We start from the raw sequence: 25597 nt of genomic DNA on the forward strand, positions 1-25597 counted from the left end.
CATGTGAGAGTAGGTCATCGTCAGCTCTCTATTCTGACTAGCCCCTTGATACTAATGTATCAAGGGGCTTTTCTTTGTTCAGTATTATTGGAATTTGATTTTCAATTACTATGATCGTTGATGCTAGATTTTCACAATGCAATTTCACCGTATTTGAAAGATATGCGAGTAGCAGAAGCTATAGATAACTGGGAAAAGTCTTAGAAATCGAAGTAGAAGTTATTGCTTATATTTCTTATAACATGTCTATAATATATGAGAGTAGAGATCAAAGAAAAATTGGTGATTTTGTAAAGCCTAGTATCTGGGTTCATGGTAATAATCTTGAAAGATTAGTGCAGTGATATAATTTCTATAATACTTGTTCAGAATTTCAATTAGATGTCATACAATTTCATCAGCAACTTGCAAGGACAGTCTTAAGTGAAATATCTAAATAGAAGTGCTATTACAGTATATAGAACAGAAAGTTTTTTAAACTGGGTTAAAAAGAGTCATCCTACCTTGGAGAATTGGAATTTAGATACATTAAACCATCATCCAAATGTATATCTATTTGATATGGAAGATCAAAACTGTTGGGGTAACTGTTTTGAGGAAAATTTCGGAATTATTTTTGAACATGAGATGGGAGATTTTATCCATGGTAACGCTAAAGCGCCTGTCAAAGTCACATTTGAGTCGCATAGTTCTTGGTTTACATTTGAATATTCTGAGGTAGTTTCTGACTTATCTAAAAATAATTTAATACTATACGATGACTAAGAAATAACTTAACTCAACTTATCTGGTTATCTGGATGTATTGAGATGGCTATAATAAATGCTTAAGTCTTTTAAAGTAAATGATATCAATGAACTCGAACAACTTGAGCAAAAGCTATACGAGTCAATGGATAAGACCTTATTGCAGATTAACTCCAACGTCAGTTCAATCTCTTCACAAACGCTTTTTTCAAAAATGAAGTTTAGCGGTATAGGTTTTGATCCTTTAGACTCTAATCGTCCGCTCAATATCATTAAACAGATCAATCAGTCTTTCACTTATCTAGCATCGTTTTACGCATTGGAAGTTCTATTTACTGAATATCCAGAACTAGCTCCATTTCAGCTTAATCTAGGAACTGCTCCAGGCTCTGATATTGAATCTGAATGTGGTGGCTTAGCTGCTGAGGTTTTTGCTGCAGTGGCTCCAACAAGTAATCAAAAACTTAAGAAAGATATAAATAAAGTACTAGCAACTGATGCCAAATTGAAGTTTGTGTTTTTTATATGCCTTAATTTTGAATTAGGTCGTCAACCTCAACTAGAAAAAGAGGGCGTAATTGTTTGGGTATTAAAGGGCGCAAATGTGATATAAAAATTATTAATTCAGGGCAAAAATAATAGGAATTATTATTTAATTCATCTTTCTCAAAACAACTCACCCATCTCAAACTCTTCTTCAAAATCAAATCCCAACTGCTCGTTTTTACGCAGTCGCATGAGCTCAATACGCAGTTGACGCCCTGCGATAAGTCTTAGTACCTCGCGTTGCTGCTCTGTCGTCATATGATGCCATCGTTGGCGCTCGGCTCGACTGCGCAGGCAACCAAAGCAATAGCCTTTTTTATTGCTTTGACAGACACCGATACAAGGGTTGTCAATGTCGAACAGCTCAAACTGTTGATTCATGGCGACTCCATTGCTATTACCGTCATTCCTTTGACTGGCACAAAACGATTATGACCATATTATTATGTCGCAAATGCCGACTAATAGTGTGCCGTTTTATTGTTATTATTTTTGCGCATCGGGTGCTATGCTTAGCGTCACTGGCCTATATAAGACAATCATAACAAAATTAATAAGTGAGATGATACGTGAACCTGATTTATATCCATGGACTAGACAGCGATGCAAACTCGACCAAAGGGCTGTTGTTAGAAAAATATTGCCAGAGCCATCATCTTGATATCACGGTGCTGCGCCCTGATCTTAATAAATCGCCTGCGCAAGTGCGTGAGCAGCTGCTGTCATTGGTAGAAGGTTTGAACAATAGCAAAAATGAGCAGACGGGATCGTCCAATACAGTATTGGTCGGTAGCTCATTAGGTGGTTATTTTTCTACCTTAATCAGTAACCAAATAGGTTTCCCCGCACTTTTGCTAAACCCTAGCACGCAGCCTCATATTACCCTACAGCGTTTTTCTGATAACTTAGTATCAAATCAAGTTAGTAGTGATGAGTCATCGGATAATAACGTCCTGCATACGACGGCGGGTGGCTGGAGTATTACGCCTGCAGATTTACAGTGGTTTGCAGATCATCGGATATCTCAAGTCACTTATCCCAATAGAGTTGCCGTACTGCTCAAAAAAGGGGATGAGCTATTAGACTCTAAGTTGTCTCAGGCCTTTTATGAAGGGCAGGGTGTATCAGTAACCGTACAAGCAGGCGGCGATCATCGCTTTAGTGACTTCGGTGAGCAGCTACCGATGGTGATAGAGATGCTACGAGAGTTAGTAAAGTCTTAGATAGACGACATTATATGACGTGAACAATGGACTATTGACCTTAACGTCGCTGTTTTTGGTTATAATGGTTTTATAGAGTTAAACGCACATGAATAGTTAAGGATGCATTTGTGAGTCAATATAATGCGCAATCGTTAGAAGTTTTAGAAGGGCTGGAACCTGTCCGTCGTCGCCCAGGTATGTATACCGATACCACGCGTCCAAACCATTTGGCGCAAGAGGTCATTGACAACTCGGTGGATGAAGCGTTAGCGGGTTATGCCAAAACCATCAAAGTGCAGTTGCACAGTGATGGGTCGCTGTCTGTCGAAGATGATGGGCGCGGTATGCCGACGGATATTCACCCTGAGTTTGGTCAATCCGGGATTGAGCTGATTTTGACCCGTTTGCATGCGGGTGGCAAGTTTTCGACCTCCAATTATGAAGTCTCCGGCGGTTTGCATGGGGTGGGTATCTCTGTCGTTAATGCGTTATCTACGCGCGTTGAAGTGACGGTATGGCGTGATAGTACCCAGTTTGATATGGCGTTCGAAAATGGCGCAGCCGTGACGCCGTTGACGGAAGCGGTCAGCTCCAACAAACGCAAACGTGGTACGAGAGTGCACTTTTGGGCTGATGGTAGCTTTTTTGATACACCAAAATTTAATGTGAAGCAGCTCAAGCACAATCTAAAAGCCAAAGCAGTTTTGGCAGCGGGACTGACGATTGAGTTCACCGATGATATTAATGATGAAAAGGTCGTTTGGCAGTTTACGGATGGTGTTGTTGAATATCTAAGCGAACAGTTAGATGGTCTTGAAACATTACCTGAAGCACCGTTCTATTATAATTATGATGCGAAAGCGGGCGAACGTGCTGCTATTACCTTTGCATTGTCTTGGTTGCCCGATGGTGGCACACCTATTCAGGAAAGCTATGTGAACCTGATCCCGACAGCGCAGGGCGGTACCCACGTCAATGGACTGCGTACAGGTATCCTAGAAGCATTGCGTGAGTTTTGTGATATACATAACTTGCTACCGCGCAGTGTAAAGCTGACCGCTGAGGATGTCTGGGATGGCGTGAACTATATCTTATCCTTGAAGTTCTCTGAGCCGCAGTTCTCTGGGCAGACTAAAGAACGTCTATCGAGTCGCGAGGCTGCTGGCGCCGTACAGACATTGGCAAAAGATGCATTTAGTTTGTGGTTAAACCAACATGCGGACATGGGTACGCAGATTGCGGAATTAGCGATTAATAAAGCAGGACGTCGCCTAAAATCGGCCAAAAAAGTTGCCCGTAAGAAAATCACACAAGGGCCTGCATTGCCGGGTAAATTGGCAGATTGCCGCGGTGATCTGCGTGATGGGGCTGAGCTGTTCCTAGTAGAGGGTGACTCGGCAGGCGGTAGTGCCAAGCAAGCACGTGATCGTCATTATCAGGCGATATTGCCACTGCGTGGTAAGATTTTGAATACGTGGGAAGTGTCATCAGATACGGTACTATCCAGCCAAGAGATTCATGATATTGCCATAGCTATCGGTGTCGACCCTGCCTCTGATGATTTGTCCGAGCTGCGTTACGACAAGATATGTATCTTGGCAGATGCTGACTCTGACGGCCTACACATTGCGACGCTGATTTGCGCGTTGTTTGTGAAGCATTTCCCTGCGCTAGTGGATGCAGGGCATTTATTCGTTGCCATGCCGCCACTGTATCGAGTAGACGTGGGTAAAGAAGTCCACTATGCGTTAGATGAGCCAGAGCTTGCGCATATTTTAGCCAAGGTACCGGGCAATAAAAAAGCGCAAATTACCCGCTTTAAAGGGCTGGGTGAGATGAGTGCCGAGCAGCTACGCGAGACGACGATGAGCCGTGATACGCGTCGATTAGTACAGCTGGATATGGATGATATGGTATTGACCAATGGTATTATGGACATGTTACTAGCGAAAAAACGTGCCGCTGATCGCAAGTCGTGGCTTGAGAGTAAAGGTGATTTGGCTGATATTTCTTAAGAAGTAGTAGTGAGTTTTCAGAAATGTATGTATAAAATATCGTAATGGATCATTACTTATATTTATAGCTAAGCACTTTTTGCCATAGTAAAAGCACGCAAAAATCAGCCTCGCCTTATAGGCTTAATGTTATGATGTCAGTATATTCATTATATTATACTGTCATGATACCGAAGATTTTTAAACGCTCTAAGTCTGATGCTGCTCCGTCTACGCGCTCAAAAATACTGCCGAATCTTAGTAGAAAGCAGGTGGGTGATAACGTGCCTAGGCGTGGCAATAAAGTATCGCCCATCATTGGCTCTTGGTTGATGAAAACAGCAGGATGGCGGACGGTCGGTGAGATACCTAATATCTCTCAGGCCGTGGTATTGGCACTACCGCATACCTCTAATGTCGATGGGGTTTACGCGATTCCTAGCTTATTTGCGCTGGATTTGAAAATTAGTATCATGGGTAAGCACACACTATTTAAGGTGCCTGTATTTGCGCAATTATTGAATTGGATAGGGGTCATTCCTATCAATCGTAGTGATAAGGGCTCAGTACTACAATCAAGTATCGATAAATTCAAAACGGGCAAGCCGCTGTTTTTGGGATTGGCACCCGAGGGTACACGAGAATATACCGAAAGCTGGAAGACGGGGTTTTATTATTTAGCCGTCGGTGCTGGCGTTCCTATCTTGCCAGTTGCGCTAGATTATAATACCAAGGAAGTGCGTTTTTTGTCTCTGGTCCATCCAACTGGCGATATCGAAGCAGATTTACCCAAAATCTATGCTCAATACCAAGGCGTGATGCCGCGCCACCCTGAGCGCTTATCGCAGCCGCTACAGGATGTTAATAACGCAGCTGAATAAAGCTTGTGGCAGCATTATTGGTACTGACGTTGTTATTGGTACTAATTTTAATAAATTTCTATAATTTAGCTCTAAAAACAAAAAAGCCCCTGATAATTTAATATCAGGGGCTTTTTTAAATAAGATCGCTTTAGTATCTATCCATCAGACAGCCAATATACTAAAACTGTGGCTGCCCATTAGACGCGCTGACACCACCATCAACTGGTAGGTTTACCCCAGTAATCATAGAGGCATCATTACTGGCTAAAAAGGTAATGGCGGCGGCAATATCTTCTGGTGCTGCCAAACGTCCAAGTGGACAACGGGCTAAAAACTTATCTATTTTGCTGTCATTGTCTTGAATAGCAGTCGTCATATTGGTTTTGGTCACGCTTGGGTTGACGGCGTTGACACGTACACCATCGGGCCCATGATCCATTGCTAACGTACGCGTTAGATTGGTGACGCCCGCTTTGGCAGCGTTATAGGCGGCCATGTTCCAATCACCGCCCATACCTGAGAGAGATGAGACATTGACGATATTGCCTTTGGTGGCGATTAGATGAGGCATGGCGGCTTGGCAGACATAAAACGTGCCATTTAAATTAATATTAATAGCCGAGTGCCAATCTTCAGAGGATAGGTTTGTTATTTTACCTTGAATCGCCTTTCCTGCGTTATTTACCAAAATATCAATCTTCTCAAACTTATCAATCGCGCTGCTAATCATCCCTTGTACCTGGCTTTGCACGCTGATATCACAAGTGACACATAGGTAGTTGTCGGTATGAATCCATGTATGATCTTCTGGGAATTCTGCTGCTGTCTGCTCTAATGTTTCAGCTGTACGTCCTACCAAAACGACTCTCGCGCCTTCCTCGGCGAAGCGAATAGCAGTTGCCCGGCCAATGCCTGAGCCTGCTCCAGTAACGATGACGGTTTTTTCTTTAAAACGCTTCATAATGCTCAATCCTTGTTATTATATAGTGCTTATTAAAATTCGATAAACGTACCTGACATTGATACGTGAGCGCAGCTTATAACTATAAGATCCACGCACAAGCATTGCTGCTTTGATATCATCATAACAAGTCATTACGTTGAAAGCGACTGTGTCTGATAGTGCTTATGTAGCGTAATTTTACATTCGTAAAAATGTTGAAACGCTGATAACTATATTTATAGATATGCCGTCATTTTAATCAGCCAAAATGCCATTCATCACATACCATAAGACTATAAAGGGCTAGAATCTGTGTCTCATTCGTCTACTACAATATCCGATGGGGGCTATCTTGCTAGTGAGCTGGCCTGTTACTTACAGACAGCAGCGGTAGACATCGCTCTGGCTGGTATGCAGACTATTGAACAGCAATATGATGCTCGCTATAGCGCCCGCCACTATCATCACCAGCTCTCGGGCGGCAAGCTGCAACTGCTGGCACTGACATTATACTTGCCCATGAGTACAAGCTCAGCTGATATTGAGCGAGCACGTATGGCTGCTATAAAGGCTGCGCTGGCACGGCATAAATCATCATTGTCTCAAAATGAACATGTTGCAGAGACTCATAATATTTTGGTTTTTGATATTCAGCTTACTGATGATGTAGTCGATGGTCATAAGAAAAATACTGATAGTCAGGACAGCAAGCACTCAAATCACTTGCAACATGCTTTTGGTGCTCGTTATTTTTTGGAGGACTTGGTTGTAGACATGAGTGAGGGCGGGCAGCAATTGCAAGTCTTCAGCTGGCATGACTGGCATTCAATACTGGTTGCGTTACAGACACCCTGTGAGTTATGGCGGTTTTTGAATTATCACTTAGGGCAACTACAATATTCGGCTATCAGCCATATCCCAAGTTTTGTATCAGAAGAAGTGCTAGTCGCTGAATTTTTGCAAAGCGCCTCTTTATTCACACCTGCAATCACAGTAGACAATGCGCTTATCAAGTACGACATTCAGGACAAACCTAATCCAGCGTTGGTGGCCATGGCGCTTGCATACAAGAATCAGAGCACGACTGCGCAGATGTACCAACAGCATATGCAGCAGGCAGCCACGCTATGGTCACAGCTCAGTACACAAATGATAGCAGCATATGCTGATAAGCAGACATCTAGTAATGACCAAAAATCATCAACTGAGCCGTTGGGGTTTCGTTGGCAGCAGCAACTATTAGATGAGTCTTTATTTTCGCGTCATGAGCTGATCCGTACGCTATATAGACATCCTAAGCAAAGTAAGACGCTGCAACAAGATGGTTATATCGTACATCAGCATTCCTACGAAAGTTTGGGTCGACATTATGTACTGATATTCTATGGACAAGACGTTCAAGCAAAGAATAGCAGAAATGCTATTCAACCGAATCTAGCAAAAATTGCACAGGATGTTGCGACTCGATTACCGATAGCAGAGCTGCATCATATCGTTGTACTCGGTATCGACCTTATTACTGAGGCAAATGAAACGTTCATCGATATTGATGTGTGGATTCAGTCAGTGGACGCGATGACGCAAAGAGAGCGGCAGCTAACCAAGCAAATACAACAACTAAAGAGTAGAAAATCGCATCAAAGTATGCAAGATGCAGAGAAGCAAACCGCTCAAAACTCTGAGAGTTATCCTCAATCTGACAAGTTATCTCAAGTACGTCTAAGTCTTACTATACCGGCGCGAAAGAAATAATGACGCACACAAAAAAAGACAGCCTAGGCTGTCTTTTTTTTTATTTAAAAATGAAGAACGATGTATTAATACTTATTGTTGAAGTCGTCATCAAGACCGTTACCAGGTAACAATGGGTCGTTATTGATGATGTTATTATCACTCACATCATTATTATAAATATCATTAGTATCGACACGAGTCGTATCGACTACATCTGTACGCAAATCAGTCGTTGATGTGCTAGCGGCTGAAGGTGTGTTGTCACGAACTGAATCAGCAACTTTTTCTTGCGTTGATGAGCTTGGCTGCAGCGTAGATTTTGCTTTTGCTTCGTCGCGCTCACGATCCATCTTATCTTGCATTTTACGTAGGAAACGTGCGGCTGCTTCTTGACCACCAAGACCAAATGATAGGGCAAAGGCGACGGCTACAGCACCTAGCGTTAGACCAAATGCTAGATTCACGATTGAATCTGCAATACCCATTGCTTTTAGACCCATAGCAAGTACAAGGCCCATAATCAATACACGGACAATGTTTGCTAAGAATTGTGAACCTTGTTCAGAACGCTCAACAACACCTGCAATAATATTGGCAAGCCAAAATCCGATGAACAGGATAATCGCACCTAAGATGATGTTAGCGCCAAATGCGATAAACATCGTAATAATAGCTGAGATAGGCTCGAAACCTAGTAAATCAGCAGCTGCGATAGCAGCAAATAGCATAGCAAAGAAGATAATCGCATAAGCAACTAAGTCAGAGATTCTCTTGTCACCCATAGTCTCTTGCAAGCCAACTTTGGCAGGCATTTGATTGATTTGAGTGTTTTCAAGCAATCCTTTGACGATATTTGCAACCATACGTACAACATAAAAAGTCACAAACAAGATAGCCACTGCCATGAAGATGTTTGGCAATGCTTCCATGATTTTATTTAGCATATTGGTCGCAGGGCGAGCAATAACATCGATTTTTAATGCATTCAAAGCAGCAATAATCGTTGGGATAATAACCACTAAAAATGCTAGCGAACCGGCAATATTAGGTAGGCTGTTCTGTTCACTTAAGCCCGCTTTCGTCGCTAACTCTTGAACATTAAAAGTAGAAACAAGGTTGGTCACAATGCCGCGTACGACTTTGGCAATGATGTAACCGACGACAAAGACCACACCAGCGATTAGGATGTTAGGGATAAAGCTGAAAATTTTGTCGACCATATTTGTTAATGGCGCAAACAAACCATCAAGCTCTAGCTGACCGAGTACCATGGTCAAAACAACCAATAAGATAAACCAGTAAACCATATCAGCGATGGTGCTGCTCATTGGTTTTACGCCTGCTTGTGCGCTTAGACGCTCGTCCATTGTTGTTTTAGAAAGCGCCGCATTGATGGCAGTGCGTGCGACCGTGGCGATGACCCAACCAATCACACCAAGCGCAATCGCACCGATGAGGTTAGGGATAAATGCCAATACTTGATTAACCATATTTGCAAATGGTGCCGAAATTGAGTTTAAGTTTAGTTGGCTAAGCGCCCCTGAAATAGCAATGATAAAGATAAACCAAAAAACAATCTTGGAGATAATTCCCTCAAGATCGTAAGTTTTACCGGTTGAAGAGTTCATGCGTTGATTAAGATTGACTTTAGAGAGCACACCGCGGACAAGTGCTGCGATACCGAGTGCGACCAGCCAACCAATGATAAATATCAAAATAGCGCCAATGATAGAACCGATAGGCCCACCAAGATAACCGTTAAAAGATGTGTACATTGGGTTCATCTTATCCTCCTTGAATCATCCTATAGGTAACACTCAAAAGTATTGTTAGTACAATCACTGTTGAACGAGACAAATATATAGATGGTTTATTATAAATAGTGTCTTTAAATTGAGTTATGCGAAGATATTATAATTTTCGAATAAAGAGGATTATCAAAAGTATCAGTCTGGTTTTTAGTTATCGCTTTGCTACTGACACTCATATATCAACAATAAATACCAACATTCGATTACTTATCTCCTTAACTAATTTAGCTTAGCCTATGTATTGATGGATTTAAAGATAGAAAGCTTTACCTGCCACTATATTTGTGTGATAACTTGTTATTATAATAGGAAATATTAACACAGACTGTACATTAGCCCGATAATTTCATGTAAAGCGTGGTTCCCAAAACTAAGATTTGTTATTATAGAACAATGTGACATCTCGCCACTATTCTTACAATCAGAGAGTAATCTATGAAAAAAATCACTACTTTAAGCATTAGCGCTCTTGCTAGTGCTATGTTGTTAATGACAGGCTGTAGCACCAATAACGGCAGTCAAGAAACAGCTGCTCAAAGCGTTTCTATCACTGAACAGAGCTCAGCAAGTGAAAAAGTGGGCTATAGCTTAGGATTCATGATGGCAGAAGGCAATAAAGAAGCTGTCAAAGATTTGAACCTGGATACTTTTGAAAAAGGTTTCCGTGATGGTTACGAAGGCAATGATTCAGCATTGACCCAAGAGCAAATGCAAGAAGTATTGATGACGTATCAAAAAGAGCAAGAAGAACAGTTCGCAAAAGACATGCAAACCAAAGCAACAGAAAATAAAACCGCTGGCACAGCATTCTTAGCAGAAAATGCGAAAAAAGAAGGTGTGAAGCAAACGGATTCTGGCTTGCAATATAAAGTATTGAAAGAAGGTACAGGTAAATCGCCAAAAGCAACTGACGTGGTGGAAGTGAACTACGAAGGTAAATTGATCGATGGTACCGTATTTGACAGCTCTTATGAGCGTGGTGAGCCAATTGAGTTCCCACTAAACCAAGTAATCGCTGGCTGGACAGAAGGTCTACAGTTGATGAAAGAGGGCGGCAAGTACGAGTTCTATATCCCATCAGATATCGCCTATGGCGAAGCGGGTAACGCTGGTATTGAGCCAAACAGCACGCTTATCTTTACGGTTGAGCTATTGAAAGTAAAGTAATGCGCGATTGAAGCATTAGTATATGAAAAAGCCTTCATAGACATTATGAAGGCTTTTTTGTGAGCAAAGGTTTTTATATCAGTTTGGCTATAAACTATAGGTTTTTTTGAAAGACTTTAGAGTTGCGACCATTGTGGTACTTCTCCAGACGTGCTGATGGCAAGGCACTTGCCTCAACTTCCGCAAAGCCTTGTTCCACGAACCAATGCGCGGTACGAGTAGTCAATACAAACAGCTTATATAAACCATGGCTGCGGGCTTGCTGCTCTAAAAACGCGAGCAAGTCAGCGCCGCGGCTACCATTGCGATATTCAGGACGTACGGCAACGCAAGCGACTTCTGCGGACTCTGCGTCTAGCGTATGCAAGGCTGCACAGCCCAAAATCATCCCATCGCGTTCGATGACGCTATAGTTATCGATCTCTTGCTCTAAGCGCTCACGCGAGCGACTGACCAAAATACCTTGTTCTTCTAGCGGTGATAACAGCTCAAGAAGGCCAACCACATCATCGACATTAGCACGGCGAATTTCTTCGTATGGGTCGTGGCTGATTAGCGTACCAGATCCGTCACGAGTGAATAACTCTTCTAATAGGGCACCGTTTTTAGCATAGGAGATGATATGCGTGCGATGGACACCTTGGCGGCAAGCCAAGCTTGCGCAGTTCAAGAAATAATTGATTTCACAGTTCAAATCGCGGTCACGTAAGAAGCGATCCACTTCGTTAGGAATCATCTCATGTAGCAAGCGATCACCATCATTGATACCTGCTTCTTCGCCCAAGAATATCAGCTTATCAGCACCCAATTCTACCGCGGCGCTAAGCGCAACGTCTTCAGCCAGCAAATTGAATACTTCACCCGTCGCAGAATAGCCCATCGAGCCTAATATCACGATATGGTCATGCAGTAGATTGTTTTTGATAGCCTCAACGTCAATAGAGCGCACTTCCCCTGTCATTTGATAGTCAATGCCTTCACGAATGCCATAAGGGCGCGCCGTGACAAAGTTGCCTGAGATGGCGTCAATACGTGAACCGTACATGGGCGAATTGGCCAGCCCCATCGACAGTTGTGCTTCGATCTGTAAGCGAATCGCGCCAACCGCTTGCAGGATAGCAGGCATGGCGGCACGCGGCGTGATACGAATGTCTTGATGCAGCGGAGATTCAATATTATCGTCTTTTAAGTTTTTTTCGATCTGCGGTCGCGCCCCGTGTACCAGTACCAGTTTGATACCCAAACTATGGAGCAAGGCAAAGTCATGAATCAGCGTGCTGAAGTTAGGATGATTGACCGCTTCACCGCCAAACATAATCACGAAAGTCTTACCGCGATGCGTATTAATGTATGGGGCAGAGTTACGGAACCAATGGACGTATTCAGGGTTAATCTGTGGCATGGAACTAGTAGTCATAATGGGAGCAGTAGTCGTTAGAATAAGAAAAAGGGCGTAGCAAAAAAATGCCTAACGCTAAAGATTTACCATAGCAAAAAACGCGGTTATGAGCTATCTTTTATTTCAGCTGTATTGAGGTCTTTTCATTGCCCATTGGTGATATACACAACCTCAACACGGGGTTAATGTACACACAAATGCTTTTTGCTATGCTAAGCGCTATTGCTTTACTGTCAATGAACGAAGATAATCAATAAAAATAATGAATCTGATTCTTTTAATTATTGACTATGTGTTAAGACAACTCAGTTTTTGTCATCTGTGCTTTACCGATATATCAATCAGGGATAATGAGAATTATGAAAAAAAGTAACCAATTTGCTAGCCCATTTAGTGCTTGGAGCGGTCATCGCTTATTTCACGTTGTTGCCGGTACGCTCATCGGTGCGATGGTAGTCACGCAGGCATCTGCCATGCTGCCAACACCAGAGCAAGCAGTTGATAGCTCAATGGCAGTTCAAGCCAATACAAATGCGAGTAGCAATTCAAGTGCTCAAGCGGTCAATAGTAAAATCACAGCATCGTTGGTCAGTGTTGATGCCAATGGTCAAGAAGTACTCGTCCCTGTCGATACAAATACTCGTCTGCAATCAGGTAATGTACTGGAGTATCAAGGGTACTTTACCAACACCAATGCCGATCGCGTCCGTAAGATGACGGTCACAATGAGTATCCCAGATCAAGTAGAATTACTTGGTACAGTGGCACCTGAGTTCCCATATGGTAGCGTCGATGGCAATAACTTCGCCCGTATGCCACTACGTACCAAGGTAGACAACCAGCTACAAGATGTCGCGCTCAAGTATTACAAAGCGGTTCGTTGGGATCTTGAAGGTGTCGGTTTGAATGACACCGTTGCAGTAAAATATCGCGCGCGCGTTAAATAACGCTAAGACCTTTATAGTAAAAAGTTCGCCAGATATTGATGTTTATTATTGAAAAAGCACCACCGTTTATAACGGTGGTGCTTTTTTATGTGCTGTGTTCGACGCTGATTGAAATCCGTATTCATTAGTATTCAGATAGAGTTACTTAAAGCGTTGCGTATTTGCTAGTAGATTTCTCTCGAATCAGCTGTTTGATGGCGTTGATTTGTGGCGTTGTGGCTTGCGCACCTGCTTCTATGAGCGCACGACGTTGCCTGGTATCTATTGAGCTGTTACGACCGACATTTGGCGTAATGACAATATCCGCGCGATCTCGTTCGCGGCGTATTGATGAGGAGCGATTGGTAGTGGATACGATATTGGTTTCGAGAAATCCCCAAAAGTCGCTTAATGAGCTGATAGTTAGTGCTCTATTATCAGTAGGTCCATTGACTTGAGCGGCAGTCACATCAACAGCGATAACAATATCAGCGCCCAAGTCGCGTGCGCTGTCAACGGGTACGAGGCTGACCACGCCACCATCGATATATTTTTTACCCACTTTTTCTGGAATACGCGGGGCAATAAAAATATTAGGCACGCTACAGGATGCTTGGACAGCAAGCCCAGCATCGCCAGTGGTCAGCACGGCTTTTTTTAGAGTGTCTTTTTCTGCTGCAACGGCGGCAAAGGTAATTGGAAAGTCTTCTATGACTTGTCCGCGAACTTTTTCATTCACAAAATTTTTGAGTTTAATGCCTTCGACAAAGCCTTGATTGGACAGTGTGAAGTCCGTCAACTGGCTATCGGTGGTGGTCAGTGCCAATTGCTCAAGCTGTACTGGCGTGTAACCACTGGCATACAGGCTACCGATTAAGCTGCCGACACTCGTACCGACGATCAGTGTTGGTTTGATGCCATTCTCTTCCAATGCCTTTATCACACCCACATGAGCAAACCCTTTGGCACCGCCGCCACCCAAGACCAAGGCGACGCTAGGTAATTCCACGATAGGCTCTGGCGTTTTAGGTATTTGAGCAGTGGGTGTTAGGGTACTGCAAGCACTGACGCATAACCCAGCGACGGCAAGCATACTAAGACGTAATATACTTAAACCTTGATAAGACGGTCGATACAGAGCAGAGTCTGACATAAAAAACACCTTATAAAATGACCGTGATTTATAAAAACCATGATGTAGAAAATAAGACAGCTACTATTATTCATATGATAGATGTAAACAAGTTGTCTTAAGGGGTTTTGCAGTCATGACGGAATAGCTTAGCATAAGTCATTGACTGTTCAGCTATAATGAGATGAATTGATGTTTATATTTTGCTGTTTTTACGGGTAATTTTATGACAATCCTGCCTGGGTGAGTTATATTTAAAACAGTCGATGACACAGATAAAAATAATAAATAACCTTGTTAGGATCTTTGATGCCAGTATCGGTGAATGTTTCTTCAGCCAGTCCAATGAGCCAATCAAGGCTTGATTTGCCACTCTCGGCGTTAGATATGCCAGTGACGGCGCTGGCAGGTGTCGGGACAAAGGTGGCTGAGCAATTGGCACAATTGAATATCAAGCGAATATTTGATTTGCTACTGCATTTGCCGCGTGATTATGAAGATCGCAGTCGACTGGTATCAATCGCAGAAGTGGCGCACGGACAGTCGGCTATGATTACCGGACGCGTGGTCCATGTCGATACTAAACGTAGCGGTATGACCGTCACTGTGGACGATGATACAGGCACCATAGCTTTGCGGTTTTTTAAAGTCTATCGCGGCCTTGCGCAGACCATGAATTTGGGGACGCGATTACAGCTGTTTGGTGAAGTCAAAGTCAGTCGTTACGGCAAACAAATACACCATCCTGAATATCAAATTATCACAGATAATATAGCCACGACCGATACGGGTCTACAGCCCATTTATCCTAGTGTGAAAGGCTTGCACCAAAATAAGCTACGCACTTTGATCAAACTGGCACTGCAAACGGTTCGTAGTCAAGGTCTACCGATGACGCTGTTTACGATGGATGATTTTGCTGTTGTGGCTGACTTACCATTAGTACCTTTTGAGCCAGCCAAATCTGTACTGTTAGAGACAGAATTTCCAGAAGATATTTTTTCGATGCTGGCGCGAAGTGTGCCTGATAATATGATTGGCAGTAGTGTGAATAGGCCTACTGCGTCCGTTTACAACGTCAATAACGATGTTCATAGCGCGGCTGCTCGTATCGCTCATAGTAATGTCTACAACTTAACGATATTTGAAGCCTTAGTGCTGCTACACACACCGCCCACTTATACTAATGCAAGCCAGCAATATAAACTGTTGACCCAACTGACTGCGCGTACTCATGCTGCCTGTCAGCGTTTAATCATTGAAGAGCTGACCGCCCATCAGCTCAGCCTGTTGTACCGTCGTCAACAGCTGCATCAGCATAAATCACCCAAATGTACGACCCGCAGTCCGCTTGCTGATAAGCTATTTGGTGCATTGCCGTTTGATCTAACAGGTGCACAAAAACGAGTGATGAAAGACATCACCACTGATATGGCAACCTCTATCCCAATGCTACGACTGGTACAAGGCGATGTGGGCGCTGGCAAGACGTTGGTTGCAGCAGGAGCGGCGGGTTATGCGCTTGATAGTGGCTGGCAGGTAGCAGTCATGGCGCCGACGGAAATCTTAGCAGAGCAGCATCTTGTGAATTTTAAACAATGGTTTGAGCCGCTAGGTATCGGTGTTGGTTGGCTCGCGGGTAAGCAAACTGCTAAACAACGCCGTGAAGCATTGGAAGCAGTTGCGGAAAATACGGTACAAATCGTCGTTGGTACGCATGCGTTGTTTCAAGAGCAAGTGCAGTTTGCCAAACTAGGCCTCGTGATCATTGATGAGCAGCATCGATTTGGTGTTGAGCAGCGTATGGCATTGACCAACAAAGGCGTGGCCAATAGCACACCGCATCAGCTAATTATGACAGCTACCCCCATTCCGCGTACGCTTGCCATGAGCGTCTATGGTGATATGGATACCTCTATTATTGATGAGTTACCGCCAGGGCGTACCCCAATTACGACGGTGACCATCGATCGTAATCGACGCGATGAGGTGATCGAACGCATTGCCGTGAATTGCGAAGCGGGCAGGCAAGCATATTGGGTGTGCTCCTTAGTAGAAGCATCTAGCGTATTGGATGCGCAAGCAGCTGAAGCCACGTATGAAGATTTGAATGAGCGCTTAGATATTCGCATTGGATTGGTACATGGCAAAATGAAATCTGCGGATAAACAAGCCATCATGCAAGCATTCAAGGCGGGTGATTTGGATTTGCTCATTGCCACAACCGTCATCGAGGTGGGGGTCGATGTGCCCAATGCGTCGCTCATGGTGATCGAAAATGCGGAGCGTCTAGGTCTGTCGCAGTTGCATCAGTTGCGCGGGCGCGTTGGGCGCGGCTCAACTAAGAGCTTTTGTGTGTTGTTATACCAAAAACCATTATCAGAAACAGGCATAGAGCGTTTGAACGTACTACGTGATAGCACCGATGGTTTTGTCATTGCTCAAAAAGACTTAGAGCTGCGCGGGCCGGGTGAACTGCTCGGTAAACGTCAGACAGGTAATACTGGCTACTATTTGGCCGATCTTATTCGTGATGAGCAGTTATTTGCCATTGCGCAGCGTTTGGCGAAGCACTTGATTGCAGATCCTGCGAGAAAAGCAGATGTCAGCCAACTGATTCACCGCTGGATGCCTGAGGCAAGTCGTTATACCAATGCTTAAAAGGGCTATTATTATATACCATTTGGATATCTAAAACGTTTGACTCAATCAATTGATTGATTAATAATGACCCATGACAAAATTATCTGAAATTGACTTTGAAACCGCGCTGGATCGGGTCGAATCCGAACCTGATAGTAGTGCCGCCTCCATTTTACGATGTGCCGAAGCGCTGTTTTCGACTAAAGGTTTTAAAGCAGTTACTACTCGAGATATCGCAAAGGCTTCTGGCAAGAATATCTCCACCATTCACTTTCACTGGCAAAGCAAACGGTCGCTGTATGAAGCGGTATGTAGAATGCATGCTCGTCAGCTGTTAGCTTTTGTATCTCAAACGGAAGCCGCGATTGCAGATAGCACACTTGAGCCCGCCCAAGCGTTAGAGCAGTGGATCGATAAAACTTTGGATTTACTCATTGAGAATCCAGCAATTGCTAAGCTAGCGTCACAGAATATCTCGGTACAGAATAACCCAGAAATGGTGACTTTGTTTGAACATGACATTCAAGTATTGGCACGGTTTCAAGGCTATCTGTCCACATTTCTTGGTCCCGCTGACGATCATACTAAGCCATTGCGCCTGTTCACCTTGCTTTATTTTACCATCGGTATGTTTACTGACTCGTCACTACAACAAGCCACGCTTGGCGGGTCGGTTTATGAACAACCAGAGTTACAACAACAGCTTAAATCGTTTGCAAAAAATCTCGCAATGAGCTTGTTGCAAAAAGATAGCGCACTAACCACTAATTCATAAGCTATTCTGACTAGTAGCTGTCCAGTGATTGTTTTTGAGTGAACGTTTAAGCGCTGCTTTTATTATTATCCGTATTTATAGAGACCGACTATGAGTGACTTTAAAGACCCTGATAATAAGCAAGAACCGACTAGCGGACAGCAAACCAATATTGAGACACCTCAACACGCTGAGCTACCACCGTATCGTCAAACTGATGCCTCATCTAAAAATTCTCCCGCAAAAATGCCACTGTGGCTCATACCAGCATTGGTTGCGGTGCTGGTGATTGGAGTTGTGCTAGGTAAGTATTGGGGCAGTAGTACAGATGAGTTACGAGAGGAGTCGGTAGCCTCTAGTGGTGTGGCAGGTGGCAATGAAGCTGATAGCGCTGCGAGTACGGAGCAGTCTGTCTTGTCAGTAGAAACAGTCAGCCCAAGCCAAGATGATATCGGTCGCACAATTAGCGCTGATGGCACCATCAACGCCAAAGATATCGCTAATGTCAGTGCAAAAGTCAGTGGTGTGGCTATTGAGCGTGTATTGGTCGAAGAGGGTGACCGCGTGAGAGCGGGGCAAGTGCTCGCCATGTTTGATACCGATGCGATGGAGCAGCAAGTGCTGCAAGCAGAGGCAGACGTGGCAGAGGCAGAAGCCACGCTCGCTAACGCCAGCGCCGATGCGGCCCGCGTATTGCCACTCATCGATATTGACGCCATCAGTAAACAAGAAGCCGATCGCTATCGTACCTCTGAGGTGCGTGCCCGCGCAGCGTTGCAAGCGTCTAAAGCTCGTTTAAGTAATCAGCGTTTGACCCTCAACAATGCCACAGTAGTCGCGCCTGTCAGTGGCATCATCAGTGAAAAAATGATCGAAGTTGGGCAGGTCGCAGGTGGTGATCCATTATTTACGATTATCAAAGGCGGCATATTGGAATGGCGAGCAGAGTTAGATCCGAAGCTGATTGGCGATATCAATATTGGTACACCCGTACGAGTCGCTCTACCGGGTAATGATAGTGTGATGGGGCAGGTGAGCCGTATTGCACCGACGGCAGATAATAATCGCCAAATCACGATTTATGCGAGCCTCGCGGCTAATTCAAAAATCCGCGCTGGCATGTATCAGACTGGTGAGTTCCTGCTCGGTAGTGCCAGCACCCAAACGATTCCTAATAGCGCTATCGTCAGTAACGATGGCTATGACTATGTGATGCTAGTGACTGATCTGACCACGACTGACGGTAAGTCAATGGGACGTATCAAACAACAACGAGTGACCTTAGGCGAGCGACTTGGTGAAAATGTCGCCGTACTAGAGCCATTGCCAAGCGACAGTCATATTGTGAAGCAAGGCGGTAGTTTCTTAAATGATGGAGATTTGGTACGTATTGTTAATGGTGTGAGCCAAACCAGTACCGCTGTCAATACAGCAGCGCAGGCACAGTCATGAGTCTAAACGTCTCCGCTTACTCGATCAAAAACCCGCTCGTCGCGATATTGCTATTTGTGCTCCTGACACTCGGCGGCACCTATGGCTTTATGAAAATGAAGGTGCAGCAGTTTCCGGATATCGACCTGCCCGCTGTGGTAGTGACAGTCACGTTGCCTGGTGCCGCGCCCTCGCAGCTTGAAAACGATATCGCTAAGAAAATTGAAAACAAACTGACCAGTATCGAAGGCGTAAGTCATATCCGCACCACGTTGCAGACTGGTGCTGCGACAATGGCGACCGAATTTGTGTTAGAAAAAGACATTCAAGAAGCCGTCGACGATGTACGCTCTGCGGTGGGTGAGGTGCGTGGCGATCTACCAGCCGCTGCTAACGATCCTATTATTACCAAAGTATCTACGGCAGGATTCCCGGTAGTCACGTACTCTGTGGCCTCTGACAATATGAGCGTAGAGGATCTGTCATGGTTTGTGGATGATACGGTCACCAAGCGGCTCTCTGATATACCGGGTGTGAGTACCGTTAGCCGTGTTGGCGGGCTTCAGCGTGAGATTACTGTTGCCGCTGATCCGATTGCGCTAAGTGGTCTAACACTATCCATCTCGCAGCTCTCGCAACAAATCGCGGGCATTCAGCAAGACAGCTCTGGCGGTGAGGCAGAAGTTGGAAATACGACGCAGACGATCCGTGTCCTTGGTGCGGTTGAGCGAGCGAATGAGCTTAACGATGTACAAGTCGCGGTTCCCACTGGCGGTACGCAAGCGCTTGGACGGATGGCACAGATCACTGATGGCGCCGCCGACCCAAGCTCGATTGCTAAACTTGACGGTAAAACAGTAGTGGCATTTAACATCACTCGCTCGCGCGGTGCCAGTGAGGTCGATGTCATGGCGCTTGTTGATGATGAGCTTGCCAAGCTGACTGCTGATACTGGCAATATCAGTATCGAAAAAGTCTATGATCGCGCGACGCCCATTGCTGAGGATTATGAAGCCTCTCTGCGGATGTTAATCGAAGGTGGCATTTTAGCGGTCGTCGTCGTATTTTTATTTCTACGCAATATTCGAGCGACGATTGTTGCCGCTGTCGCCTTGCCTTTATCCGTGATCCCTACCTTTTTGGGCATGTATCTTTTCGGCTTCAGCCTCAATATTATCTCGCTATTGGCATTATCACTGGTCATTGGCGTATTGGTCGATGATGCGATCGTTGAGGTCGAAAACATCATACGACATTTGCGTATGGGTAAAACCCCTTATGAAGCCGCGATGGAAGCAGCTGATGAGATTGGTCTGGCGGTGGTTGCCACGACCTTTACTTTGATTGCGGTGTTTTTACCAACAGCCTTTATGGGCGGTATCGTTGGACAGTTCTTCCGTCAGTTTGGTTGGACGGCGGCGTTATCCATTTTTGCCTCGCTCATGGTGGCGCGTTTGATTACACCGATGATGGCGGCATACATACTTCGACCTGAAAAAAACCACGTCGAGAAGCAAAGCGCGATGATGGGGTATTATCTCAAAATCGTCTCGTGGACATTACATCATCGCTGGCTCACCATGGGAGCAACGCTAGTACTGTTTGTGGCCTCACTTGGGCTGGTCAAGCTGTTGCCAACTGCCTTTATCCCTGATAACGATATCGATCAAACTCGAGTGGCGATTGAGCTGACACCCGATGTGGCATTAGCAGATACAGAGCGGGTGGCTGCGCTTGCCAGTGAGCGTATTTTGGCTATGCCTGAGGTGACGAATATCTTTACCTCGGTGGGAGAGGCACAGGCGTCGATGGGTGCGTCGGACGGTGGTGGCGTTAAAGCTGAAAATATTGCGGGCTTGGATATCGTACTTGCCCCGCGTGCAGAACGAGGCACCAAGCAAGAAATAGAACGCAAAATTAGTAAATTAATGACTGAAGTGCCAGGTGCTCGCTTTACCGTTGGACTATCGAGCGGCGGGGAGAGTGGATATAACTTTTCATTAACCAGTACCAATCCTCAATTACTCGAACAGACTGCGCAAAAAATCATGACTGAGATACGCGGTTTGCCAAGTGCAGGCGCGGTGACCAGCGATCGCAGTTTGCCGCGTCAAGAGCTGACGGTGACGCCAGATAGACTAGCGATGGCTGACAAAGGGGTGACGACGCAAGATATTGCGACCACGTTACGTGTGGCGACTGTTGGCGACTATGAGCAGCGCTTGTCTAAGCTCAATCTTGATACGCGTCAGATTCCTATCGTGGTGCGTCTACCAGATGTTGCCAAGCAAAACGTCAGTCAGTTAGAAGGACTGTACGTGCCGAGTACCATGCCTGCAGGGCAAGGAGTGCGCGTGGGCGAAGTCGCAGCACTTGATTTTGGTACAGGGCCTGCGCAGATTAGCAGGCTAGATCGGGAGCGTGCAATTAGCATCACAGTGCAACCAGCAGATGGCGAGTTAGGCGATTTGGTACAAGCGGTCAAATCCGTGCCAACAATGCAGCAATTACCGCCTTCGATTACCATCATTGATCAAGGTCAAGCTGAGAACATGGCGGATCTCTTTAGTGGGTTTATCATTGCGATGTCGGTGGGTGTGGTCTGTATTTTAGGCGTTCTCATTTTATTATTTGGCCGTTTATTACAGCCATTTACCATTTTGATGGCATTGCCGTTGTCGATAGGCGGTGCGTTTGTGGGTTTGGTGATTACCAATAGCAGTCTGTCGATGCCGTCGATGATTGGCTTTATTATGCTCATGGGTATCGCAACCAAAAACTCAATCCTACTCGTCGATTACGCGCTGATTGCTCAGCGCCGAGGGCTGGCGCGTTTTGAGGCCATTATGGATGCCTGTCGCAAACGTGCGCGGCCTATCATCATGACCACCATTGCGATGGGTGCAGGCATGTTACCCTTGGTCTTTGGCTGGGGCGATGCCGATCCTACGTTTAGACGACCGATGGCAGCAGCGGTATTGGGCGGGCTAGTGACGTCAACGCTACTCAGTCTGGTGGTCATTCCAGTTGTCTATACGTTGATGGACGATGTGTCAGGCTGGTTTGCCAAATGGCTAGTGCCACATGGTAAACAGCGTGATATAAAGTAGTGAGCCGAATAGCGAATAGCAGTATCAATAGGAAGAACGATGCAGGCGGAACACTATAAATGATCAATACACTCTCTATCAGGTCGTATACTCGTCAAACCCGCGGGCATTCTCATGACTTTCATCAGATTGTGTTGCCACTGCGAGGCGTGATAAATATTGAAGTGGCAAGCTATCGTGGTAAAGTAACGCCAAGCGAATGTGTCATCGTCAAAGCCAATGAAACGCACTATTTTAATGCCGAAGAGAATGCCAAGTTTATTGTGGTGGACACAGACAGTTTGCCATCACATATTTTAAATTCAGCACACATTGTTTTTTCGATAAGCGCGCCATTATTGTCATTTTTGGCGTTTTCGGAGAGTCAATTAAAGCATCAGATCAACCCTGATATTGAAGCATTGATGTTTGCTACCTTCTATAAACTTTTAGCAGAACAAAAGCTGTTTTTTCAATACGACCATAGAATCAGAGCGGTCGTGTCTTATATCACTCATAACCTCTCGACAAATCTCACCATAGACGTATTAGCCAATATTGCTTGCTTAAGTCCTACGCAGCTTAAAAAGAACTTCAAGGCGCAAACTGAGCAGACCTTGACTGAGTACATTACTAAACTCAGAATGCAAAAGGCGCAGGCCTTACTACTACATACAGATTCCCCCGTCTCTATCGTCGCTGAGCTGGTCGGTTATACCGATGTCAGTGCGTTTAGCCGCCGATTTTCACAGTATTTCGGTGTTGCTCCTTCCAAATTAAAGCACGTCTGACCTGCCAACAAAACCGTCCTATCTGCAAAGTATCTCATAACTAGCGTTCTATAATAGTATCATTCACGATAACTTTTGAGATGACCGTTATGTTGCAGATTCAATCTGGTTTGAGCGCAGTACTATGTGTGGTAGTCGCCAGTATATTTTGGGGGACGACAGGGACTGCTTCTGCTTTTATACCTGACGTGAGTCCGTTAGGTATCGGGGCGTTTGCCATGGGTGTAGGCGGTATTTTACTGGTATTAAATGCCAAAAAATACCTAGTCAGCGATAAAGCAAAACTACTGTCTCAGCCGAAAGTTTTACTTATCGGCAGTCTCTGTGTTGCCATCTATCCTTTGGCTTTTTATTCCTCCATGCGGCTCGCGGGTGTGGCTATCGGCACCGTTATATCCATTGCGAGCGCACCGTTTTTTACCGTCATGATGGAGCGTCTGATCAGCAATAAAAATATCACTAGACGCTGGAAGATAAGTTTTACCTTTGGTGGCATTGGCGTTATCTTGCTAACCTTGGGGAAAACGCACTATTTGGACGTAACTGTAGCGTCGAGCAATCAGGTGTTGGGCGTGTTGCTCGGATTGGTTGCCGGACTGACCTACGCCACGTACTCGTGGTCAGCGCACCAAATGATAGAAAATGGGGTCAATGCCAAGTCAGCCATGGCAAGTATGTTTGGTTTGTCAGCCATATTACTGTTGCCGTCATTGCTATTTACAGGTGACAACTTATTTTTAGACATTAAACATATCAGTGTTGCGCTATATATGGCCATTGCTCCGATGTTTTTGGGTTACCTACTTTTTGGTCAAGCGTTAAAAGTGATTGAGGCGAGCCGAGCCACACTCATTACATTGCTAGAACCCATTGTAGCGACCATACTCGCTATCATCATCATTGGAGAAGCTTTCTCTTCTATCGGTTGGCTAGGGATGGGGCTGATGGTGATCTGTTTATTATTACAAGTCATCAAAATCCCAAAGCCAAAAGTAAATCCAGAAAACCACAGATTACCTATCAGCTGAAGATGCAGGTTGCGGTGGATGAAGGTTAAATGTGAGGACTCAACCGCTATCAAATATGACACTTTGTATTAGCCTAGTCCTAATTTGTTAAATAGGGTGGTGCGCTCGAACAGCTCTTTGCTATAGTCGTTTTAGTTAACGTTACCAAATAAAGTTTTTATATCTTTTTATCGATATAAACCAGCCTCCATCCATATTAAAAACAAGGGATAATTATGATTAATGCATATGCAGCAAAAGAGAAAGGTGGCAAGTTTGAACCCTATGAGTACGATCCTGGCACACTAGGCGATCACGAAGTAGAAATCGAAGTACACAGCTGCGGCATATGCCACAGTGATCTATCAATGTGGCAAAACGAGTGGGGCATGACCGAGTACCCGTTCGTCGGTGGTCATGAAGTTGCAGGCAAAGTCCTCAATAAAGGCAAACATGTCAAGCATCTGGAGCTAGGCGACAAAGTCGGACTTGGTTGGCATAAAGGGTACTGCAACGTCTGCGATCTATGTATCGGTGGCGACCATAACCTATGCCCTGAGCAAGAAGGTACGATCATTAGTAACCACGGCGGCTTTGCAGATAAAGTACGTGCAAAAGACACCAGTGTCATTAAAGTCCCTGAAGGCTTAGATTTTAATGCGGTGGGACCACTACTGTGTGGCGGTGTCACGGTGTTTAACCCACTTATAGAGTACGGTATCACACCAACATCAAGAGTAGCCGTGATCGGTATCGGTGGCTTGGGTCACCTTGCGTTACAGTTTGCCAATGCATGGGGCTGTGAAGTGACGGCGTTTACTAGCGAGTCGAAACTGGAAGAAGCAAAAGAGATGGGTGCTCATCATTCGCTGAATTCAAGAGAAGACAGCGAAATCGAAAAAGTAGCGGGTTCTTTTGATTTAATCATCTCAACCGTGAACGTCGATATGAATTGGGAACTTGTCGTCCAGACGTTGAAACCAAAGGGCAAACTACACTTTGTTGGTATATTAGAAGCGCCGCTAGAGATATCGGCCGCGCCAATGATTATGGCGCAAAAAAGCCTATCAGGCTCACCCGTTGGCTCACCATCGACACTGCGTAAAATGCTAGATTTTGCGGCGCGACATAATATTCAGCCAGTAACTGAAACCTATAAAATGTCTGAGATTAACGAAGCATTTGAGCGCTTAGAAAGCGGTAATGCTCGCTATAGAGTGGTGTTAGAAAGAGAATAAAAATTGCTAAAAGCTACTAACATTCAAAGGTAGCTAGTTTTTATCATGGTAGCGATAGGTCATCTAAAAAATGACGTATCGCTACTATTTTTTTGTCTAGTATAAACGCTTGAGGCTATTTTTCTTGTTCTATCTGAATTTTTCTATAAAACTTGCGGCAGGTTATGGCGTGTCATAC

The 25597-nt window shown here is 44.8% G+C and carries 20 protein-coding genes; 15 read left to right on the top strand and 5 right to left on the bottom strand.

Features of this window, described 5'->3' with window-relative positions; translation table 11 throughout:
• Positions 1–423: 423 nt before the first annotated feature.
• A complete protein-coding gene (locus I3255_RS09135) occupies positions 424–765 on the top strand; it encodes a hypothetical protein (protein ID WP_238038566.1) in 342 nt (113 codons plus the stop codon).
• A 57-nt stretch (positions 766–822) separates the two neighbouring features.
• Positions 823–1359 carry a hypothetical protein gene (locus tag I3255_RS09140; protein WP_238038567.1) on the top strand — a complete coding sequence of 179 codons (537 nt, stop codon included), beginning with the start codon at positions 823–825 and terminating at the stop codon, positions 1357–1359.
• A 53-nt stretch (positions 1360–1412) separates the two neighbouring features.
• On the opposite strand, the gene I3255_RS09145 is transcribed toward I3255_RS09140, so the two are convergent.
• The gene (locus tag I3255_RS09145; protein ID WP_238038568.1) at positions 1413–1673 is read right to left on the bottom strand and encodes a DUF1289 domain-containing protein; all 261 of its coding nucleotides are present in this window, start codon (positions 1671–1673) and stop codon (positions 1413–1415) included.
• 188 nt (positions 1674–1861) lie between these two features.
• On the opposite strand from I3255_RS09145, the gene I3255_RS09150 reads away from it, so the two are divergent.
• The 3 genes from I3255_RS09150 (at position 1862) to I3255_RS09160 (ending at position 5372) form a co-directional block, all read left to right on the top strand.
• A complete protein-coding gene (locus I3255_RS09150; protein ID WP_238038569.1) occupies positions 1862–2515 on the top strand; it encodes a YqiA/YcfP family alpha/beta fold hydrolase in 654 nt (217 codons plus the stop codon).
• A 110-nt stretch (positions 2516–2625) separates the two neighbouring features.
• Positions 2626–4512: a DNA topoisomerase IV subunit B gene (parE, locus tag I3255_RS09155; protein ID WP_238038570.1), complete on the top strand. Its 1887-nt coding sequence runs from the start codon at positions 2626–2628 to the stop codon at positions 4510–4512.
• Between the two features lie 131 nt (positions 4513–4643).
• Positions 4644–5372, top strand: a complete 729-nt coding sequence (locus I3255_RS09160; protein ID WP_238038571.1) for a lysophospholipid acyltransferase family protein — start codon at positions 4644–4646, stop codon at positions 5370–5372.
• Positions 5373–5532: 160 nt separating this feature from the next.
• Here I3255_RS09160 and I3255_RS09165 read toward each other — a convergent pair whose 3' ends face one another.
• The gene (locus I3255_RS09165; RefSeq protein ID WP_075106519.1) at positions 5533–6315 is read right to left on the bottom strand and encodes an SDR family oxidoreductase; all 783 of its coding nucleotides are present in this window, start codon (positions 6313–6315) and stop codon (positions 5533–5535) included.
• Positions 6316–6609: 294 nt separating this feature from the next.
• On the opposite strand from I3255_RS09165, the gene I3255_RS09170 reads away from it, so the two are divergent.
• The gene (locus I3255_RS09170; RefSeq protein WP_238038572.1) at positions 6610–8049 is read left to right on the top strand and encodes a hypothetical protein; all 1440 of its coding nucleotides are present in this window, start codon (positions 6610–6612) and stop codon (positions 8047–8049) included.
• Between the two features lie 65 nt (positions 8050–8114).
• On the opposite strand, the gene I3255_RS09175 is transcribed toward I3255_RS09170, so the two are convergent.
• Positions 8115–9815, bottom strand: coding sequence for a mechanosensitive ion channel (locus tag I3255_RS09175; RefSeq protein ID WP_238038573.1), 1701 nt, complete (start codon positions 9813–9815; stop codon positions 8115–8117).
• A 462-nt stretch (positions 9816–10277) separates the two neighbouring features.
• Here I3255_RS09175 and I3255_RS09180 point away from each other — a divergent pair, with 462 nt between their 5' ends.
• Complete coding sequence (locus tag I3255_RS09180; protein WP_058025059.1) at positions 10278–11009, top strand: FKBP-type peptidyl-prolyl cis-trans isomerase; 732 nt, start codon at positions 10278–10280, stop codon at positions 11007–11009.
• 94 nt (positions 11010–11103) lie between these two features.
• Here I3255_RS09180 and argA read toward each other — a convergent pair whose 3' ends face one another.
• Positions 11104–12426 (bottom strand): amino-acid N-acetyltransferase, encoded by a 1323-nt coding sequence (gene argA / locus I3255_RS09185; protein ID WP_238038574.1) that lies wholly within the window; start codon positions 12424–12426, stop codon positions 11104–11106.
• Positions 12427–12767: 341 nt separating this feature from the next.
• Between argA and I3255_RS09190 the strand changes: the two genes are divergently transcribed.
• Complete coding sequence (locus I3255_RS09190) at positions 12768–13355, top strand: hypothetical protein (protein WP_058025061.1); 588 nt, start codon at positions 12768–12770, stop codon at positions 13353–13355.
• Between the two features lie 145 nt (positions 13356–13500).
• On the opposite strand, the gene I3255_RS09195 is transcribed toward I3255_RS09190, so the two are convergent.
• Positions 13501–14487, bottom strand: a complete 987-nt coding sequence (locus I3255_RS09195; RefSeq protein ID WP_238038575.1) for a patatin-like phospholipase family protein — start codon at positions 14485–14487, stop codon at positions 13501–13503.
• 288 nt (positions 14488–14775) lie between these two features.
• On the opposite strand from I3255_RS09195, the gene recG reads away from it, so the two are divergent.
• The 7 genes from recG (at position 14776) to I3255_RS09230 (ending at position 25419) form a co-directional block, all read left to right on the top strand.
• Complete coding sequence (gene recG / locus I3255_RS09200; RefSeq protein ID WP_238038576.1) at positions 14776–17127, top strand: ATP-dependent DNA helicase RecG; 2352 nt, start codon at positions 14776–14778, stop codon at positions 17125–17127.
• A 73-nt stretch (positions 17128–17200) separates the two neighbouring features.
• A complete protein-coding gene (locus I3255_RS09205; protein ID WP_238038577.1) occupies positions 17201–17884 on the top strand; it encodes a TetR/AcrR family transcriptional regulator in 684 nt (227 codons plus the stop codon).
• Positions 17885–17974: 90 nt separating this feature from the next.
• Positions 17975–19315, top strand: coding sequence for an efflux RND transporter periplasmic adaptor subunit (locus I3255_RS09210; protein WP_238038578.1), 1341 nt, complete (start codon positions 17975–17977; stop codon positions 19313–19315).
• Positions 19312–22404, top strand: a complete 3093-nt coding sequence (locus I3255_RS09215) for an efflux RND transporter permease subunit (protein ID WP_238038579.1) — start codon at positions 19312–19314, stop codon at positions 22402–22404. Before I3255_RS09210 ends, I3255_RS09215 begins: the two co-directional genes overlap by 4 nt.
• A 59-nt stretch (positions 22405–22463) precedes the next feature.
• Entirely contained in the window at positions 22464–23174 is a 711-nt protein-coding gene (locus I3255_RS09220) for an AraC family transcriptional regulator (RefSeq protein ID WP_238038580.1), read from the top strand.
• An 89-nt stretch (positions 23175–23263) separates the two neighbouring features.
• Positions 23264–24202 carry an EamA family transporter gene (locus I3255_RS09225; RefSeq protein ID WP_238038581.1) on the top strand — a complete coding sequence of 313 codons (939 nt, stop codon included), beginning with the start codon at positions 23264–23266 and terminating at the stop codon, positions 24200–24202.
• A 215-nt stretch (positions 24203–24417) separates the two neighbouring features.
• The gene (locus I3255_RS09230) at positions 24418–25419 is read left to right on the top strand and encodes an NAD(P)-dependent alcohol dehydrogenase (RefSeq protein WP_269117305.1); all 1002 of its coding nucleotides are present in this window, start codon (positions 24418–24420) and stop codon (positions 25417–25419) included.
• The last annotated feature ends 178 nt before the right edge of the window (positions 25420–25597 follow it).

The sequence above is a fragment of the Psychrobacter sp. Ps6 genome (assembly GCF_022129235.1).
Classification (GTDB): domain Bacteria; phylum Pseudomonadota; class Gammaproteobacteria; order Pseudomonadales; family Moraxellaceae; genus Psychrobacter.

What these genes read in the sequence shown, in the direction of transcription:
- I3255_RS09140 (WP_238038567.1), top strand. Translation starts at nt 823, where the DNA reads ATGCTTAAGTCTTTTAAAGTAAATGATATCAATGAACTCGAACAACTT.
- I3255_RS09145 (WP_238038568.1), bottom strand. Translation starts at nt 1,673, where the DNA reads ATGAATCAACAGTTTGAGCTGTTCGACATTGACAACCCTTGTATCGGT.
- I3255_RS09160 (WP_238038571.1), top strand. Translation starts at nt 4,644, where the DNA reads ATGATGTCAGTATATTCATTATATTATACTGTCATGATACCGAAGATT.
- I3255_RS09165 (WP_075106519.1), bottom strand. Translation starts at nt 6,315, where the DNA reads ATGAAGCGTTTTAAAGAAAAAACCGTCATCGTTACTGGAGCAGGCTCA.
- I3255_RS09175 (WP_238038573.1), bottom strand. Translation starts at nt 9,815, where the DNA reads ATGAACCCAATGTACACATCTTTTAACGGTTATCTTGGTGGGCCTATC.
- I3255_RS09180 (WP_058025059.1), top strand. Translation starts at nt 10,278, where the DNA reads ATGAAAAAAATCACTACTTTAAGCATTAGCGCTCTTGCTAGTGCTATG.
- argA (WP_238038574.1), bottom strand. Translation starts at nt 12,426, where the DNA reads ATGACTACTAGTTCCATGCCACAGATTAACCCTGAATACGTCCATTGG.
- I3255_RS09190 (WP_058025061.1), top strand. Translation starts at nt 12,768, where the DNA reads ATGAAAAAAAGTAACCAATTTGCTAGCCCATTTAGTGCTTGGAGCGGT.
- I3255_RS09195 (WP_238038575.1), bottom strand. Translation starts at nt 14,487, where the DNA reads ATGTCAGACTCTGCTCTGTATCGACCGTCTTATCAAGGTTTAAGTATA.
- recG (WP_238038576.1), top strand. Translation starts at nt 14,776, where the DNA reads ATGCCAGTATCGGTGAATGTTTCTTCAGCCAGTCCAATGAGCCAATCA.
- I3255_RS09205 (WP_238038577.1), top strand. Translation starts at nt 17,201, where the DNA reads ATGACAAAATTATCTGAAATTGACTTTGAAACCGCGCTGGATCGGGTC.
- I3255_RS09210 (WP_238038578.1), top strand. Translation starts at nt 17,975, where the DNA reads ATGAGTGACTTTAAAGACCCTGATAATAAGCAAGAACCGACTAGCGGA.
- I3255_RS09215 (WP_238038579.1), top strand. Translation starts at nt 19,312, where the DNA reads ATGAGTCTAAACGTCTCCGCTTACTCGATCAAAAACCCGCTCGTCGCG.
- I3255_RS09220 (WP_238038580.1), top strand. Translation starts at nt 22,464, where the DNA reads ATGATCAATACACTCTCTATCAGGTCGTATACTCGTCAAACCCGCGGG.
- I3255_RS09225 (WP_238038581.1), top strand. Translation starts at nt 23,264, where the DNA reads ATGTTGCAGATTCAATCTGGTTTGAGCGCAGTACTATGTGTGGTAGTC.
- I3255_RS09230 (WP_269117305.1), top strand. Translation starts at nt 24,418, where the DNA reads ATGATTAATGCATATGCAGCAAAAGAGAAAGGTGGCAAGTTTGAACCC.